Origin of the sequence: Mesorhizobium sp. M2D.F.Ca.ET.226.01.1.1, from assembly GCF_004022705.2 — a bacterium.
GTDB lineage: Bacteria > Pseudomonadota > Alphaproteobacteria > Rhizobiales > Rhizobiaceae > Mesorhizobium.
This window is the reverse complement of record NZ_RZOY02000001.1, coordinates 491,498-508,077: the sequence shown is the minus strand read 5'-3', so window position 1 is coordinate 508,077 and position 16,580 is coordinate 491,498. Positions and strand designations below refer to the sequence as shown.

General features: G+C 64.4%; 14 protein-coding genes. 6 read left to right on the top strand and 8 right to left on the bottom strand.

All coding sequences use genetic code 11. The features are described 5' to 3' along the window. Nucleotide 1: 1 nt before the first annotated feature. The gene (locus EN869_RS02415; RefSeq protein ID WP_127228652.1) at nt 2–1,066 is read right to left on the bottom strand and encodes an ABC transporter permease; all 1,065 of its coding nucleotides are present in this window, start codon (nt 1,064–1,066) and stop codon (nt 2–4) included. Nucleotides 1,067–1,224: 158 nt separating this feature from the next. Then, entirely contained in the window at nt 1,225–2,202 is a 978-nt protein-coding gene (locus EN869_RS02410) for a sugar ABC transporter substrate-binding protein (protein ID WP_052458313.1), read from the bottom strand. A gap of 265 nt (nt 2,203–2,467) precedes the next feature. Here EN869_RS02410 and EN869_RS02405 point away from each other — a divergent pair, with 265 nt between their 5' ends. The 4 genes from EN869_RS02405 (at nt 2,468) to EN869_RS02390 (ending at nt 6,451) form a co-directional block, all read left to right on the top strand. After that, nucleotides 2,468–3,691: an ROK family transcriptional regulator gene (locus tag EN869_RS02405; RefSeq protein WP_127228653.1), complete on the top strand. Its 1,224-nt coding sequence runs from the start codon at nt 2,468–2,470 to the stop codon at nt 3,689–3,691. Nucleotides 3,692–3,693: 2 nt separating this feature from the next. Next, a complete protein-coding gene (locus EN869_RS02400) occupies nt 3,694–4,140 on the top strand; it encodes an RbsD/FucU domain-containing protein (protein ID WP_127228654.1) in 447 nt (148 codons plus the stop codon). Beyond that, nucleotides 4,137–5,060, top strand: coding sequence for a carbohydrate kinase (locus EN869_RS02395; RefSeq protein WP_127228655.1), 924 nt, complete (start codon nt 4,137–4,139; stop codon nt 5,058–5,060). Before EN869_RS02400 ends, EN869_RS02395 begins: the two co-directional genes overlap by 4 nt. A 248-nt stretch (nt 5,061–5,308) precedes the next feature. Further along, complete coding sequence (locus tag EN869_RS02390; protein WP_127228656.1) at nt 5,309–6,451, top strand: DegT/DnrJ/EryC1/StrS aminotransferase family protein; 1,143 nt, start codon at nt 5,309–5,311, stop codon at nt 6,449–6,451. Between the two features lie 164 nt (nt 6,452–6,615). On the opposite strand, the gene cysQ is transcribed toward EN869_RS02390, so the two are convergent. The 3 genes from cysQ to cysD are packed head-to-tail and all read right to left on the bottom strand — an operon-like array spanning nt 6,616 to nt 10,257. Beyond that, nucleotides 6,616–7,401, bottom strand: a complete 786-nt coding sequence (gene cysQ, locus EN869_RS02385; protein WP_167506991.1) for a 3'(2'),5'-bisphosphate nucleotidase CysQ — start codon at nt 7,399–7,401, stop codon at nt 6,616–6,618. A gap of 10 nt (nt 7,402–7,411) precedes the next feature. After that, on the bottom strand, nt 7,412–9,349 hold the full coding sequence (cysN, locus tag EN869_RS02380) for a sulfate adenylyltransferase subunit CysN (protein ID WP_127228658.1): 1,938 nt from the start codon (nt 9,347–9,349) through the stop codon (nt 7,412–7,414). A gap of 2 nt (nt 9,350–9,351) precedes the next feature. Further along, on the bottom strand, nt 9,352–10,257 hold the full coding sequence (gene cysD / locus EN869_RS02375; protein ID WP_127228659.1) for a sulfate adenylyltransferase subunit CysD: 906 nt from the start codon (nt 10,255–10,257) through the stop codon (nt 9,352–9,354). Nucleotides 10,258–10,718: 461 nt separating this feature from the next. Between cysD and EN869_RS02370 the strand changes: the two genes are divergently transcribed. Both EN869_RS02370 and EN869_RS02365 read left to right on the top strand, forming a co-directional pair. Continuing rightward, a complete protein-coding gene (locus tag EN869_RS02370; protein ID WP_127228660.1) occupies nt 10,719–12,011 on the top strand; it encodes an O-antigen ligase family protein in 1,293 nt (430 codons plus the stop codon). Continuing rightward, nucleotides 12,008–12,946: an NAD-dependent epimerase/dehydratase family protein gene (locus EN869_RS02365; protein ID WP_127228661.1), complete on the top strand. Its 939-nt coding sequence runs from the start codon at nt 12,008–12,010 to the stop codon at nt 12,944–12,946. The genes EN869_RS02370 and EN869_RS02365 overlap by 4 nt, the downstream gene beginning before the upstream one ends. Here EN869_RS02365 and EN869_RS02360 read toward each other — a convergent pair. From EN869_RS02360 to EN869_RS02350, 3 genes are all read right to left on the bottom strand, one after another. Then, nucleotides 12,934–13,428: a sugar transferase gene (locus tag EN869_RS02360; protein ID WP_127228706.1), complete on the bottom strand. Its 495-nt coding sequence runs from the start codon at nt 13,426–13,428 to the stop codon at nt 12,934–12,936. The genes EN869_RS02365 and EN869_RS02360 overlap by 13 nt on opposite strands. Before the next feature lie 45 nt (nt 13,429–13,473). Continuing rightward, complete coding sequence (locus tag EN869_RS02355; RefSeq protein ID WP_127228662.1) at nt 13,474–14,406, bottom strand: glycosyltransferase family 2 protein; 933 nt, start codon at nt 14,404–14,406, stop codon at nt 13,474–13,476. A gap of 65 nt (nt 14,407–14,471) precedes the next feature. Then, nucleotides 14,472–16,499 (bottom strand): nucleoside-diphosphate sugar epimerase/dehydratase, encoded by a 2,028-nt coding sequence (locus tag EN869_RS02350; RefSeq protein WP_167506985.1) that lies wholly within the window; start codon nt 16,497–16,499, stop codon nt 14,472–14,474. Nucleotides 16,500–16,580 lie beyond the last annotated feature (81 nt).

Below are 16,580 nucleotides of genomic sequence, written 5' to 3'. Positions count from 1 at the left end.
ATTATGCCGAAACCTTTCTGATCCATTGATCGACAGCCACGGCGCCAATGATCAGCACGCCGGTGAGCAGCACCTTCCATTGCGGGTCAGCGCCCAGCATGTTGAGGCCCATCGAGACGACGCCGACGATCATGGCGCCGAACAGCGTGCCGAGTATCGAGCCGCGGCCGCCAAAGAGCGAGATGCCGCCGATCACCGTCGCTGTGATGGCCTGCAGATTGTAGTCGGTGACCGCGGCGGACGGGGAGATAGAGCCGTTGCGGCCGATGGAGACCCAAGCGGCGAAAGCGGCGATCAGCCCAGCGAGGACATAGACCGTCACCAATACCCTCTTGGTCTGGATGCCCGACAGTTTCGCGGCCTCCTGATCGTCGCCGACGGCATAGACGTGGCGGCCCCATGCGGTGTGGTTCAGCACATACCAAAGCAGCAGGACCAGCAGGACCATGGCGATGACGCCGGCCGTCAGGACCGCTGAGCCGACCCTGAAACTCAACGCGAAGAAGTGCAGCAGCGGCGCTTGGGTATCGACATCGGCGTCGCGGATCGTCTCATTGGCGGAATAGATGAAATTCGTCGCCATGACGATGTTCCAGGTGCCAAGCGTGACGATGAAGGGCGGAAGCTTCATGTAAGCGACCAAGAGGCCGTTGAGCAGGCCGCAGGCAGCGCCCGCAGCCAGCCCCAGGATCACCGCAAGAATGGTCGGCATGCCGTAGGTGATGGCGCAGTTCCCCATGATCACGGCTGAGATCACCATGATCACGCCGATCGAAAGGTCGATGCCGGCGGTCAGGATGACCAGCGTCTGGGCGGCGCCCAGCATACCGACGATGGCGATCTGTTGAAGGATCAGCGTCAACGTGTAGGACGAAAAGAAGCGCCCGCCGATCGCGATGCCGAAGATGATGATCGACAGCACCAGCACAATCAGCGGCACCGCGGCCGGCGTCGAATGCAGAAAGTGCTGGGCGCGCTTGACGAACGATTTGCCGTGCTCGTCGAAGGCGGCGACACTGGTGTCGCTGCCCGAGAGAACCTTCTCGAATTCCTGGATTTGAGACATATTTCCTCCCGTCTCACGAAGCTTCGTCATGGCTCCGTGCCGCGTTTACGCATTCCGGTCTGTCGCCGGGCTTATCAGCGCTTACGAAAATGCATCGTCCACCCGATGCGGCCGGGGATCAAGCCCCCAGCCGCGAGGTTTATGCGCTCAGGCGGGCATCAGCCCCAGCACTTGGCGAGGCCTTCCTTGGTGTCGATGGACTTCACGCCATTGGCCGGCTTGTCGGTAACGAGGTTGACACCGGTGTCGAAGAAGTTCTTGCCCTCGGTCGGCTTCGGCTTCGTGCCGTCCTTGGCGTATTTGGCGATGGCTTCGATGCCGAGCGCCGCCATCTGCAGCGGATATTGCTGCGAGGTGGCGCCGATCACGCCTTCGGCAACCGACTTCACGCCCGGGCAGCCGCCATCGACCGAGACGATCAGCACCTGCTTTTCGAGGCCGACGGCCTTGAGCGCCTGGTAGGCGCCGACGGCGGCAGGCTCATTGATGGTGTGGATGACGTTGATGGTGTTGTCCTTCTGCAGAAGGTTCTCCATCGCCTTGCGGCCGCCTTCCTCGTTGCCGTTGGTCACGTCGTGGCCGACGATGCGCGGATCGACCTCGTCGCCAATCTTGTTGGGGTCTTTCACGTCGATGCCGTAGCCCATCATGAAGCCCTGGTCGCGCAGAACGTCGACGGTCGGCTGCGAAGGGGTGAGGTCGAGGAAGCCGATCTTGGCGTCCTTGGCCTTGTCGCCGAGCGTGGCGGCGGCCCAGGCGCCGATCAGCTTGCCGGCTTCGAGATTGTCGGTGGCGAAGGTGGCGTCGGCGGCGTCGATCGGATCGAGCGGCGTGTCGAGCGCGATTACCAGCAGGCCGGCGTCGCGCGCCTTCTTCACCGTCGGCACGATGCCCTTGGTGTCGGAGGCGGTGATCAGGATACCCTTGGCGCCGTCAGCGATGCAGCTTTCGATCGCCGCGACCTGGCTTTCGCTGTCGCCGTCGATCTTGCCGGCATAGGTCTTGAGGTCGACGCCAAGCTCCTTGGCCTTGGCGGTCGCGCCCTCCTTCATCTTGACGAAGAAGGGGTTGGTGTCGGTCTTGGTGATCAGGCAGGCGCCGACGCCGGCGGCTGATGCCGACGAAGCGAACGCCATCAGGCCCAAGCCGGCGGCCGCAAACACGGTAGACTTCAGCAGTGATTTCTTGGTCACGATTTTCCTCCCAATGGAACTGTTCCGAACGCCGGCCACCCGGCGTCTCAAGCGCATCCACCTTTCTCCCAGCGTGGACACACCTCAAAAAACACCAGTCCAGAACGGCTGTCAATAATTAAATCACTCTTATTTATTATTGACACTCTTGCGCCGTTCACTCATTCTGAACAAAAAGCATCGCGGGGAAACAGACGGGAGGAACAGGGTGGAGACCGGCATTGCGAGGCACGGTTCGCCCGAGGTTTTGGAGAGCCGGCTGCATCGCGGCACCAACCAGAGCGGCATGCGCGACCACAATGAGCGGCTCGTGCTGTCATTGGTGCGCCAGCATGGCAGCCTGGCCAAATCCGACATTGCGCGCATGACCGGGCTGTCGGCCCAGACCGTGTCGGTGATCATGCGCGAGCTCGAGGAAGATAAGCTGCTGGTGCGCCAGGCGCCGCTACGCGGCAAGATCGGCCAGCCGTCGATCCCGATGGCGCTCAATCCGGACGGCGCTTTTTTCATCGGCCTCAAGATCGGCAGACGCTCAGCCGAGCTCGTGCTGATCGATTTTCTCGGCAATGTGCGCGCCATGCTGCAGCACTCCTATCGCTATCCCGCACCGCGCGAGACGGTCGAGTTCGTCACCCAGGGCATCAAGACGATGCGCGGCGAACTGACACCGGCGCAGGACAAGCGCATTGCCGGGCTCGGCGTCGCCATGCCGTTCGAACTGTGGAACTGGGCCGACACGGCCGGCGCGCCGCGCGACGTGATGGAGGAATGGCGCCATCGCGACATACGCGCCGACATCCAGGCGCAGTGCGAGTTCCCCGTCTACCTGCAGAACGATGCGACTTCGGCCTGCGGCGCCGAGCTTGTCTTCGGCCAGGCGGGCGCGGCGCGCGACTTCGTCTATTTCTACATCGGCGCCTTTGCCGGCGGCGGCATCGTGCTCAACGGCCGGCTCTACAGCGGGCCGAAGGGGAACGCCGGCGCGCTCGGATCGATGCCGGTGCCGGGGCCGGACGGCAAGCCGACGCAGCTCATCGACGTAGCCTCGATCGCAATGCTGGAGAAGGCGCTTTCCGCCAAGGGCATCGACGGCTCCTATCTGTGGACCTCGCCGCAGGAATGGGGCGACATCGGCGCCGAGCTCGACGAGTGGATCGCCAGCGCCTCGCGCGCGCTTGCCTATGCCATCGTCGCGGCCTCGTCCGTCATCGATTTCGAAGCGGCAGTGATCGATGGCTGGATGCCGCTCGAGGTGCGGCGCCGTCTTGTCGAGGCAATCCGGCAAGCCATTTCCGGCATCGACGCCGAGGGACTGAAGCTGCCCTTCGTGCGCGAGGGGACCGTCGGCATCCATGCGCGGGCGTTGGGCGGCGCCAGCCTGCCGCTTTCCGAGCGCTTCCTGATCGGACCGAACGCGACCGGAGGCGCCTGACCATGCTGATCGGCATCCCCTCGCTGCTCGGGCCGCAGTTCCTGGCGACGCTCAGGGCAATGGGCCATGGCGACGAGATCGCGATCGTCGACGGCAATTATCCGGCCGAGGAACAGGCGCGCCGGCTGATCCGCGCGGATGGCCATCATATCATCCCGGTGCTTGATGCCGTGCTCAGCGTGCTGCCGGTGGACGAGGCGGTGCCGGAAGCGCTGTTCCGTGCCTCGGTCAACGGCGACCCGGCGCTTACCGACCCTGTGCATCGCGAGATGGAAGCGGTTTGCGCCAGACGCGCGCCGGGTCATAAGGTGGTTGCGCTGGCCGGGCCCGACTTCTATGCACGCGTCAAGGCCGCGCACGCGATCGTCGCGACCAGCGAACCCAGGCTCTTTGCCAACATCATTATCCGCAAGGGCGTGATCTATCCGCCGGAGACCAAGACGACATGATCCTTTGCTGTGGCGAAGCCCTGATCGACATGCTGCCTCGCATCACGACGGAAGGCGAAGCCGCCTTCGCGCCCTATGTCGGCGGCGCGGTGTTCAACTCGGCGATCGCGCTCGGCCGGCTCGGCGCCCCGGCGGGATTCTTCTCGGGCCTCTCCTCCGACCTGTTCGGCGGCCAGTTCCGCGACGCGCTCGGCGCCAGCAAGGTGAGCTCCACCTATGCGCACACCTCGCCACGCCCGACGACGCTCGCTTTCGTGCGGCTTACCAACGGACAGGCGACCTATACCTTCTATGACGAGAACACCGCCGGGCGCATGCTCACCATTGAGGACCTGCCGAAGCTCGGCGCCGAGATCGAGGCGATGCTGTTCGGCGCGATCAGCCTGATCTCGGAGCCGGCTGGCTCGGCCTATGAGGAATTCATGCGGCGGGAGCACGAAAGCCGCGTGATGATGCTCGACCCCAACATCCGGCCGAACTTCATTCCGGACAAGGCCAAGCATCTGAGACGCATCCGCGAGATGATGGCGATGGCCGACATTGTCAAGCTCTCGGACGAGGACCTCAAGTGGTTCGACGAGGCCGGCTCGCATGAGGATGTGGTGCGCAACTGGCTGGATCGCGGGCCGAAGCTGATCGTCGTCACCCATGGCAGCGAAGGCGCCGTCGGATACAGCAAGGCGCACAAGGTCACCGTCATGCCGCAGAAGGTGAAGGTAGTTGACACTGTCGGCGCCGGCGACACGTTCAACGCCGGGATCCTCGCCTCGCTGCATGAGCAGGGCCTGCTCACCAAAGCGGCGATCGGCTACCTGCCGGAAGATGCGATCCGCAAGGCGCTGGAGCTCGGCGCCAGGGCGGCCGCGGTGACCGTTTCGCGGGCCGGCGCCAACCCGCCCTGGCGGCACGAGATCGCGTAAGCGATTGTCGGATTGGCCGAAAGGCCTCTCGCGCCGATCACTTTATGTTTCCAAAGCTGGCAACGGCGAGATAAAAACCATTGAAAATGATCGTTTTAGCCTGGTTTTCCGGCTTCTTCGGGCGTTGCGCCGGCAAAGAGCGGTAAAAGGCTGCGACATATAGGCAATTTGCCCTGGCCCCGGCCGGCTTTCTCGGCCGCGCCAAGTCTGGTACCAGCGGGCCGGATTATTGGCATTTTGAGGCCGACATGCAGTTCATCGATCTTGGCGCGCAGCGCGAACGAATCCACGACCGGCTGAAGGCCGCGATCGACAAGGTGGTCGAGGACGGCCGCTATATCCTCGGACCCCAGGTCACCGAATTCGAGAACAAGCTCGCGGCCTATGTCGGCGTCAAGCATGTCGTAGCCTGCGCAAACGGCACCGACGCCCTGCTTCTGCCGCTGTTTGCCGCCGGCATCGGCCCGGGCGACGCGGTGTTCGTGCCGAGCTTCACCTTCGCCGCGACGGCCGAGGTGGTGGCGCTGGCCAAGGCGGAGCCGGTGTTCGTCGATGTCGACCGCGATACCTACAATATCGACATCGCCAGCCTTGAAGCGGCGATCGAGATGATCAAGAAGGAAGGCCGCCTCAAGCCGAAGGCGGTCATCCCGGTCGACCTGTTCGGCCTTTCGGCCGACTACGACGCGATCATGGCGATCGCCAAGCGCGAGAAGCTTCTGGTGATCGAGGACGCCGCGCAGTCAATGGGCGGTTCCGCCGACGCCAAGATGTGCGGCGCCTTCGGCCATGTCGGCTCGACCAGCTTTTATCCGGCCAAGCCGCTCGGCTGCTACGGCGACGGCGGCGCGATGTTCACCAATGATGGCGCTTTGGCCGACAAGCTCCGTTCCTTGGCCTTCCACGGCAAGGGCGAGACGCAATACGACAATGTCCGAGTGGGCATCAATTCGCGCCTCGACACGCTCCAGGCGGCGATCCTGATCGAGAAGCTCGCCATCCTCGAAGACGAAATGGTGGCGCGGCAAGTGGTGGCGGACCGGTATGCCAAGGGCCTTGGCGACATCGTCAAGGCGTCGCGCAATCTCGGCCATGGCCGCTCAGCCTGGGCGCAATACGCCATCGAGACGCCGAAGCGCGACGGGCTGAAGGCGCATCTCGGCGAAAAGGGCATTCCGTCGGTGATCTACTATGTGAAGCCGCTGCACGAGCAGGTGGCCTACAAGGACTATCCGCGCACGCCCACGGGGCTTGCCGTCTCGGAAGCGCTGCCGAAGCAGATCCTCTGCCTGCCGATGCACGCCTATCTCGGCGAAGCCGACCAGGACCGCATCATCGAGACGATCCGCAATTACATCGGCTCGAACTCGGCGCATGTGGCGGCGGCTTAGAGGCGCGTAATCTCCCCCCTCGAGGGGGAGATGGCCGGCAGGCCAGAGGGGGTCGCCACACATGAAGCGCCGACGCCCCTCGGCGAAGAGAAATGACGCTGGCGCTCTACGTGCGGCGACCCCCTCTGTCGCCTTCGGCGACATCTTCCCCTCAAGGGGGGAGATCAGGTTGCCGCGCTCTTCCCGCTCGCAATGAAATGCGGGTTGGCGAAATCGCTGTCGGTCGCCTGGTTGCGCTTGCCGTAGACCAGCGGCAGGCCGTCCAAAGTACGCGTCATGCCGCCGGCGGCGCGCAGCACGGCGTCGCCCGCCGCGGTGTCCCATTCCATGGTGCGGCCGAAGCGCGGATAGACGTCCGCCTCTGCAGCGGCGAGCAAGCAGAATTTCAATGACGAGCCGACCGAGACGATCTCGGCTGCGCCGAGATCGCGGATGAAGGCCTCGGTTTCAGGCGTGTTGTGCGAGCGGCTGGCGACGACGGCGAGCGGGCTGCCCCCTTCCCGCACGCTAATCGGCCGGCGGCCGGTGATGCGATAGTCGGCATCGACGTCAATCGCTTCCGCCTTGCCAGGCCGGCCCGAGAAAAAGCGCCCCGTGCACGGCGCGTAGACCACGCCGACTTCCGGCACGTCATGACGGACCAGTGCGATGTTGACGGTGAAGTCGGTGCGGCGATTGACGAATTCCTTGGTGCCGTCGAGCGGATCGACCAGGAAAAACGCGCCTTCGAGGTCGGGCGTGGCGACACCGGCTGCCACCTCCTCCTCGGCCACGCAAGGGATATCCGGATAGGCGGCGCGCAGGCCGGCGAGAATGATCTTCTCGCTTTCGCGGTCGGCTTCCGTCACCGGCGAAGAGTCAGCCTTGCTGTCGACGGCGCAGCCTTCGTGAAAGACGCGCATCACCTCGCGCCCGGCCTCCAGCGCCAGGCGCTCGAAAACGCCCAGCATCGCGTCGTCGTCAGATACCGCCGCCATTGTCATACTGCTCTTCGGCAATGTCGCGCTCGGTCAGCCACTGCTCCAGGGCTTCCGCCATCTCCTGCGGGCTCCGGCCGAGCGTCTTGAGGTGGATTTCGGGATTCTCCGGCACTTCATAAGGAGAATCGACGCCGGTGAAGTTCTTGATCTCGCCGCTCAAAGCGCGTGCGTAAAGGCCCTTCGGATCGCGGCGGGCGCATTCCTCGAACGGCGTGTCGACGAACACCTCGACGAACTCGCCCTCGGCCATCAGCTCGCGCGCAACGCGCCGCTCGGCTGCGAAGGGGGAGATGAAGGAGACGATGACGATCAGCCCGGCATCGGCCATCAGCTTGGCCACCTCGGCGACGCGGCGGATGTTTTCCACGCGGTCGGCGTCGGTGAACCCGAGATCGCGGTTCAAGCCGTGGCGGACATTGTCGCCGTCGAGGATGTAGGTGTGGCGGCCGGAGGCAAACAGCTTCTTCTCGAAGAGATTGGCGATGGTCGACTTGCCCGAGCCGGACAGCCCGGTGAACCAGAATACCGCCGGGCGTTGGTTCTTCAGGTCGGAGCGGCCGCGCTTGCCGACATCGAGCGACTGCCAGTGGATGTTTTCGGCGCGGCGCAGCGAATGCAGGATCATGCCGGCGCCGACGGTGGCGTTGGTGATGCGGTCGATCAGGATGAAGGCGCCGGTGGTGCGGTTCTCGGCGAAGGGATCGAAAGCGATCGGCGCCCTGGTCGAGAGGTTGCAGACGCCGACCTCGTTCAGGTCGAGCGACTTCGCCGCCTCATGCGCGAAATCGTTGACGTTGACGCGGTATTTCAGCTCGGTGACGGTGGCGCTGACCTGATCGGTCTCGGTGCGCAGGATGTAGGAGCGGCCGGGCAGCAGCGCCTGCTCGTCGAACCAGACGATGTTGGCGGCGAACTGGTCAGCGACCTGCGGACGCGCTGACGGCGACACCAGCAGGTTGCCGCGCGACACTTCGACCTCGTCGTCGAGGACCAGAGTGATGGCCTGACCCGCAACGGCTTCCTTCAGGTCGCTGCCATGCGCGACGATGCGCTTCACGCGGGACGCCTTGCCGGATTTCGCGACAACAACCTCGTCACCCTGCGCCACTGTGCCGGAGGCGATGGTGCCGGCAAAGCCGCGGAAGTCGAGGTTGGGGCGGTTCACATATTGCACGGGGAAGCGGAAAGGCAGTTCGACCACCGCCTCGTCGACCGACACGGTTTCGAGGTGCTCGATCAGCGACGGCCCGGAATACCAGGGTGTGCGCTCCGAGCGGCTGGTGACATTGTCGCCGAAACGCGCCGACATGGGGATCGGCGCAACGCTGACGAAGCCTAGGCTTTGCGCGAATTCGGTGTAGTCGGCGACGATCCGGTCGAACACTTCCTTATCGAAACCGACTAGGTCGATCTTGTTGACGGCGAGCACGATGTGGCGGATGCCGAGCAGCGAGGCGATGATCGAATGGCGCCGGGTCTGGCGCAGCACGCCCTGACGCGCGTCGATCAGCACGATGGCGAGATCCGCGGTCGAGGCGCCGGTCGCCATGTTGCGCGTGTACTGCTCATGGCCGGGCGTGTCGGCGACGATGAACTTGCGCTTCGGCGTGGCGAAGAAGCGGTAGGCGACATCGATGGTGATGCCCTGCTCGCGCTCGGCCTCAAGCCCGTCGACCAGAAGCGCGAAGTCGATATCGTCGCCGGTGGTGCCGTGCTTGCGCGAGTCCTTCTCGAGCGCCGCGAGCTGGTCCTCGAAAATCTGCTTAGTATCCGAAAGCAGGCGGCCGATCAGCGTCGACTTGCCGTCATCAACCGAACCGCAGGTGAGGAAGCGCAGCAGCGACTTCTTCTCTTGCGCGGCCATGTAATCGCGGATGGAATCGGTCGGGGCGAGGCTCTTTGCCATGATGTGGCGCATGATCAGAAATAGCCCTCGCGCTTCTTTTTTTCCATCGAGCCTGCCTCGTCGCGGTCGATGAGGCGGCCCTGGCGCTCGGAGGTGCGGGCGGTCAGCATCTCGCCGACGATGGCTTCGAGTGAATCGGCGTCCGATTCGATGGCGCCGGTCAGCGGGTAGCAGCCGAGCGTGCGGAAGCGCACCAGGCGGTTCTCGATTGTCTCGCCGGGACGCAACTGCATGCGATCATCATCCTTCATGATCAGCATGCCGTCACGCTCGACCACCGGTCGCTCCTTGGCGAAATAGAGCGGCACGATCGGGATGTTCTCCTGCAGGATGTACTGCCAGATGTCGAGCTCGGTCCAGTTCGACAGCGGGAAGACACGGATCGATTCGCCCGGCGCGATGCGGGTGTTGAAGATCTTCCACATTTCCGGCCGCTGGTTCTTGGGGTCCCAGGAATGCTGCGCGTTGCGGAAGGAGAAGATGCGCTCCTTGGCGCGCGACTTCTCCTCGTCGCGGCGGGCGCCGCCGAAAGCGGCGTCGAAGCCGTATTTGTCGAGGGCCTGGCGCAGCGCCACCGTCTTCATCACATGGGTGTGGGTGTTGGAACCATGGTCGAAAGGATTGATGCCGTCGCGCACACCATCCTCGTTGACGTGGACGAGCAGGTCGAAGCCCAGCTTCTGCGCCATCTGATCGCGAAAGGCGATCATCTCGCGGAACTTCCAAGTGGTGTCGACGTGCAGGAACGGGAAAGGCGGCTTGGCCGGATAAAAGGCCTTCATCGCAAGATGCATCAGCACGGAGGAATCCTTGCCGACCGAGTAGAGCATCACCGGCTTGGAGAAAGAGGCCGCGACCTCACGGAAGATATGGATGGATTCGGCCTCGAGCCGCTGCAGATGCGTGAGCGCGATATTCATGGACTGTCGAGCGTTCTCTCGTGCCGTCGAGTGGAAATCTTGCACTGCCGGGGCAATTCTGTGACCGCAAGGGCGCAAATTTCACTTTGGACAAACTGTTTCGTGCGGGGTTTCTAACAGATCGGCGCCCTCGATAACAATGCAAGACCCGCCCGCCATGTGGTGATTAAGGAACGAATTTTCCAAGCAAGGCCGGTAAAGCGGAAAATCCTGCCAGGGCATTCGAAACGCCGAAGAGCAGAAGGGTGGCTTCAAACCATGGCTTCCGGGGATCCCGGTTTCCCAGTTCGCGCCCGGGCTGAGGATTTTTGGCAGAACATTTGTGGACTGCCCTATCGCGGAACTGCGCCAGCGGCTATACGGGCTCGGGGCGGGCAAGGCGTGGCAAACGGAGTTCATCGAGGCGGCCTTCGGCTGGCTCCACGGTTCCGGGCGCAAGCTGGAAATTACGAAGCAAGCACTTGAATCCGTTTACAACACTCCGGCGCCACCTCACGCCCGCACAGATCAATTTCTACTTCTCGATCGTCTGCTTTTTTTCGCCGCCGGTGCTTGGATCGCTGGTCAGCGTTACCTTCAATGCCGGCGGCGTGTGGTCCGTGATGCTGCTCGCCACGAAGCGGCGGCGCTTCAACATCGACCGGCCGATGCTCGCCTTGACGGCGGCGATCTATGCCTATTGCGCGGCCATGGTGCTTGCTTCGATCGTCAACGGCACGCTGGCCGCCGATCTGCGGCTGTTCCTGCCGCTGATCACCTTTCTGCTCTTCCCCATCTCCTATTCCACGTGGAGCATCACAGGGAAGATCACGCTGGCGCGCATCGCCATTCTGGCCAGTGCGGCGGCCTGCTTCGGCGCGCTGGCTCTCGCCATCATCCAGTATCACTGGCTCGGCGTGAGGGCCGAGGGCGGCGCCGGCAATCCGATCGTCTTTGCAACGGTCACCTGCCTTGCCGTCATTCTATGTCTGGCCGGCGCGCTGTCCGGCATCGAGAAGCGCTGGAAGCTGCTGGTCCTGGCGGCGACGGCTGGAGCCCTGGCAATCGTCTATTCGGCGTCGCGCATGATCTGGGTGGCCGTGCCGATTGCCGGCATCGTCGTCCTGCTCGTCAATCGCCGGCGCTTCACCAACGCCAGCGTGGCGCGCTTTGCGGTGATCGGCGTCGTGGTCGCCCTGGTGATTGCCGGCATCGGCTCGCGCGTCATCCTCGATCGAACCGACTTCCTGGTCAGCGACTGGGACGCGCTGAACGCCAAGGGCGATCACTCGACCGCGCTCGGCCTGCGCGTGGCGATGTGGGAAATGGGCGCCAGCGCGTTTCGCGAGAAGCCGATCTTCGGCCATGGCATTTCGGCAAGCCGGGAGCTGATCAAACAGGGTTTTCAGGACAAGTTCGGCTTGAGTCAAAGTTTCAGCCATTTTCACAACGGCTTCCTGACGGCGCTGGTCGAGGCGGGCCTGCTCGGGGGGCTGGCGCTCGCGTCGATCTTCGTCGTCGCCGTCCGAAACGCCGCATGGACGCTGCGCGTCAGCGCCGATCCGGTCGAGCGGTTCGGCGCGACGATGGTCCTCGTCGCGGTCATCACCTATCTCACCGGCGGAATGGCCGGCATCCTCATCGGCCACGATATCCTCGATGCGACGCTGATGGTGTTCCTGATTTCGGGGACTTACCTTGCCTCCGGGCGCACGATTGCGCCGACCGGGAAAAGCGCGCCTGCCATGGTGCCGGGCGCCAGCCCGCAACCATGAAGGTCCTGGTCACCGGCGCGACAGGCTTCGTTGGACGCGGGGTCGTCGACCGGTTGCGGGAAGCCGGATTTGAGGTCCGGATCGCCTCCCGCGCGCCGCAGTCACCGGCAGGCGCCGACGAGGCCGTCGCGCTTCCCGGCGCCGACGCGCCGCAGCAAGCCTTTCAGGCGCTGATGCGCGATGTCACGCATGTCGTCCACTGCGCGGCGCTCAACAACGATCGCGGCGCCGGCGAGGCCGATTTCCGTGCCGTCAATGCGACGCTGACCGGACGGCTCGCCGAGGCGGCCGCGACGCGCACCGCCGGGCGCTTCATCTACCTCTCCTCGATCCGCGCCGTCGTTGGGCCGGGTTTCAGCGGCACCATCGACGAGGCAACGCCCCCTGCCCCGCAATGCGCATACGGGCGCTCCAAGCGCGAGGGCGAGATCGAGATGCTGAAGGCTTTCGCAGCGGCCGGACGCGACAGCGCGACGGCGCTGCGGCTGCCGCCGGTCTATGGCGAAGGCATGAAAGGAAATCTGCGCGGGCTGATGCGGCTCGCGGCCTCTGGCCTGCCGCTGCCCGTGGCCGCTTTAGCGGCAGTGCGTTCGCTGATATCGCATGACGCTGTGGCCGGTGCGGTAACGCATCTCCTGATCCGTCCCATGCCGCCGCGCCCGACCTACGTCCTGGGCGATGCTTCCCCGGTCGCGATGTCGGACATCATCGCCGCATTCCGGCGCGGATACGGCCGGCCGCCCCGGCTTCTCTCCATACCGGCCTGGCCGTTCCGGCTGTCGGCCACGCTGCTCGGTAGGCGAGCGTCGTGGCAGGCTTTGACGGCGACGCAGGTCTGCGATGTCTCGCTGCTGGCCTCGGAAGGCTGGATGCCGGAAACCGAAACGCTCGGCCGGCTCGAGGTCCTGGCGCGACAGGTTGGTCAAGCGCGGTAGAACGTGCCCAGCAATATCTTGAGATCCAGACTGATGGAGGCGGCCCTGAGGTAGGCCGCGTCAGTCTCGGCGCAAAGTTTTGGATCCGACATGTCGATCCCCTTGATCTGCGCGAGCCCGGTGATGCCCGGCAGCGCGGTTAGCACGCCCAGCTGCCTGCGTCGTTCGATCAGCTCCGTCTGCGTCGGCAGGCACGGGCGCGGCCCGACAAGGCTCATCTCGCCCTTGAGCACGTTCCAGAGCTGCGGCAGTTCGTCGATCTTGGTTGCACGCAGCACCTTGCCGACCGCGGTGATCGAGCTGGCCGGCGCCTCGTGGGTGGGCAAGGAGGGGGTGTCCCGACGCATCGTGCGCAGCTTGCGACAGGAAAAGAGAGCGCCCTCCCGCCCGACGCGGGTTTGCAAGAAGATGGCGGGGCCCGGCGACGTCGCCCGGATCGCCAGCATCGCGACCAGCACGATCGGCGACGTCGCCGCCAGCATCACCGCCCCGAAAGCCAGATCAAAGGCGCGCTTTGCCGTCACGGTTCAGATCCGGCGCGAAAGGAAAGCGAGGTAGAGGCCCAGCGTTCCCATGAGGGTCTGCCGGTAGACGCCGCTTTTGCCGAGCAGACTGAAGCGCCTGAAGGTGCTGCCCTTGCGCGCCCTGATGAACAGGCGCAGGCAAAGCGTCGCATCGCGCGCGATGAGGTCGCGGTTGACGGCAAGGCCCCGAAGGTTGCTGTCCGTCCAGGTGGCGAACTGGCCCTTGAACAGGCGTCCAAGCCTTGAAAGCCTCGCCTTCCACGAGACATTGGCGCCGACGAGGTTTGCCGCATGCTGCCGGTACCTGACCAGCGGCCGCGGCTCGTAGCGAACCTTGCCGGCAGCTGCGGTGACGATGAGATAGGCCCACCAGTCGTGGCTGACGAACTCGGTTCTCGCCGATGCCTTCGCCAGAAGGTCGCGCGCCTTGCGGTTGAGCAGCATGGTGTTGCCGCCGGCGATGCTTTGCACCAGCGCATTGCGAAACGAGGGCGGGCGGCGAAACAGCGGCGAATAGCCGGCCGGAACGCCGGTCTCCGAAATGGTCGCCGTACGCGAGCAGAACAGGAGCGCCGTTTCCATATCCTCTCCCTCCATCCAGCGGATGGCGCTTTCCAGCCGGTCCGGCTCCCAGACATCGTCCTGGTCGCAAAAGGCATAGTAATCGGCATCGATGCGAGGATCGATGATCATCGAGCGGAAATTGGCGGCGAAACCCTTGCGCGGGCCTTCCACCAGCGTAAGGGAACCCTTGTTCCAGCACGATCGCCACGCCTCGACGGTGGCAGTCGTGGCGTCGGTCGAGCCGTCGTCGGAAACCCAGAGATCGACGCGAGGCCAGGACTGCGCGAGCAGGGACTGCAATTGCTCGCCGATGAATGCAGCGCCATCCTTCGTGGCCATGAGAACGGCGACGCGCTGATCTTTTCCGGCCACGGCCTCAGAACCTGCAAGGCATTCGAACAGGCTTCAACAGCCAATTGCGGGCGGGCGGCACAGGTCTAACCGATCTGCGCGGCGGTTTTCGGCACCGCCTGCTCGCGCGCAGCAATGTCGTCCTCCGCCTGGTGGAATCCAGCCAGGATGGCAAGCGCCGCGGCTTTGTCCCGACGGTGCATCGCAGCCACCAGCGCCGTCAGCGCGGCCTCGATCCCGGGCCATTTCACGACGTCGCCCCTAAGGCCGAATATCTTGGCGATGTCGAGCTTGACGACCTCTTCGGTCTCGCCATGCAGCGCCTCGTGCAGCTTCTCGCCGGGCCTGATGCCGGTGAAGCGGATCGGGATGTCCGTGTAGGGGCTTTTGCCGGCCATGCGGATCATGGTTTCGGCGACTTCGAGGATCGGCACGGGCTTGCCCATGTCGAGCATATAGATGGCGTAGTCGTCCCAGCCCTGGCGCTGCTCGGCATCGGCGGCCGACATGATGACGAGATCGACCGCCTCGGCCACCGTCATGAAATAGCGGGTCATGCGCCGGTCGGTGATGGTGACCGGGCCGCCAGCCTCGATCTGCGCCTGGAAGATGGTCGCGACCGAGCCGTTGGAGCCAAAGACATTGCCGAAGCGCACGGCGATGAATTTGGTGCCCGGATTGCGGGCGGCGGCATCATAGCCGTTCAGCCCGCCGCCAGGCGATGGGGATGGACGGGCGGCGTGCATCTCATGCAGCGAGGAGACGATCTGCTCGGCCGCCCGCTTGGTGACGCCGAGCACCGAAGTCGGGTCGACGGCCTTGTCGCTGGAAATCAGCAGGAATTGCGGCACCCCGCATTCGGCGGCAATCTCGGCGCAGGCGAGCGTGCCGAAGACATTCGTCTCGATCGCCGCTTCCCAGTTCTCCTCGAGCAACGGCACGTGCTTCAGCGCCGCGGCATGAAAGAGGATTGAGGGTTTGAACTCGCTGACGAGACGCGTCATGTGAGGCCGGTCGGTCACGTCCACTATGCGGCTGGTCAACCGGCCGCGGTCCTTGTCGTCGATCAGCTGATCGAGCTGGAAGATGCCAAACTCGGAATTGTCGGCCACCAGCACCGCCTCGGCGCCGAGCTCCAGCGCGCGCTTGACAAGCACGCGGCCGATGGAGCCGGCTCCACCAGTGACGAGCACACGCTTGCCCTCGACAAAAGCGCCGATGCGCTCCAGGTCCGTGGCGACGGCCGAGCGGCGCATGATGGTTTCCATCTCGACCGCGTCGAGAACCAGCTTGCCGCCCTGCCCCAGCTCGGAAAGTCCGGAAAACTGGACGACGGTGATGCCGCTGTGGCGGGCGACCCGCACCAGCTCGGCATAGTCCTCGATCTCGCGCTCGACACCCTTGCCGAAGATCAGCAGGTCGAGACTCTGCGTGCCTTTGACATAGTCCTCCAGCACCTCGACCAGGCGCGGCCGCAGCGCCACGACCGGAACGCCCTGGATCCGCGTGCCGAGCGGCACATCGCTCTCGGTGGCCATGATGCCGGAGATGGCGTATTCGGCAGGCTGGGCCGTGCGGGTGAAGCGGACGATCACGTCGGCCTCGCTCAGCCGGCCGATGAACAGCGCCTGCTTGACCGGCGCGTCGCCGGGAGCGCGGCGCAGGATGCGCCAGGACGCGCCGTCACGGAGGAAGCGATAGTAAAGCCTGGGCGCCGAGATGATGGTGAAGGAGACCAGGAAAAAGACGATGAACTGGCGCTCGTTGAGGCCGGCGACCGGCTGGAAGAAGAAGCGGTAGGCGAGCGAGCTCAGATAGAGGACCACCGTCAGGCTGCCGCAGCCCTTGAGGATGTTGAAGAAGTCGGGCGTGGAGGCAAAGCGCCACACCGTGCTGTAGAGGCCACTGGAGCGGAACAGCAGATGGGCGATAAGCACGATGACCGCCCAGCAGGCCAGCCCGCCGGAGGAGAACGCGTTAAACGACAGCCGCGACTGCGACAGGATCAAGCTGAGCGCCACCGCGACCAGGACCATAACGAGGTCCTGGACCATGATGATGGCGCGCCGCATCCTCGGTCTGAGTTCCGATACGGCTTCTACGTATGCGGTCATTGGGTAACACTGAACTCCAGGCGTAGGCACATGACTACCAGAATTGCGCCGGACCGACCATCGTCCGCCACCACTCTGGAT

Excerpts from the sequence above, each read along its gene's own strand:
- EN869_RS02395 (WP_127228655.1), top strand. The coding sequence starts at position 4,137 with ATGATCCTTTGCTGTGGCGAAGCCCTGATCGACATGCTGCCTCGCATC.
- EN869_RS02400 (WP_127228654.1), top strand. The coding sequence starts at position 3,694 with ATGCTGATCGGCATCCCCTCGCTGCTCGGGCCGCAGTTCCTGGCGACG.
- EN869_RS02390 (WP_127228656.1), top strand. The coding sequence starts at position 5,309 with ATGCAGTTCATCGATCTTGGCGCGCAGCGCGAACGAATCCACGACCGG.
- cysQ (WP_167506991.1), bottom strand. The coding sequence starts at position 7,401 with ATGCTGGGCGTTTTCGAGCGCCTGGCGCTGGAGGCCGGGCGCGAGGTG.
- cysD (WP_127228659.1), bottom strand. The coding sequence starts at position 10,257 with ATGAATATCGCGCTCACGCATCTGCAGCGGCTCGAGGCCGAATCCATC.
- EN869_RS02365 (WP_127228661.1), top strand. The coding sequence starts at position 12,008 with ATGAAGGTCCTGGTCACCGGCGCGACAGGCTTCGTTGGACGCGGGGTC.
- EN869_RS02410 (WP_052458313.1), bottom strand. The coding sequence starts at position 2,202 with ATGGCGTTCGCTTCGTCGGCATCAGCCGCCGGCGTCGGCGCCTGCCTG.
- EN869_RS02415 (WP_127228652.1), bottom strand. The coding sequence starts at position 1,066 with ATGTCTCAAATCCAGGAATTCGAGAAGGTTCTCTCGGGCAGCGACACC.
- cysN (WP_127228658.1), bottom strand. The coding sequence starts at position 9,349 with ATGCGCCACATCATGGCAAAGAGCCTCGCCCCGACCGATTCCATCCGC.
- EN869_RS02350 (WP_167506985.1), bottom strand. The coding sequence starts at position 16,499 with ATGACCGCATACGTAGAAGCCGTATCGGAACTCAGACCGAGGATGCGG.
- EN869_RS02360 (WP_127228706.1), bottom strand. The coding sequence starts at position 13,428 with ATGCTGGCGGCGACGTCGCCGATCGTGCTGGTCGCGATGCTGGCGATC.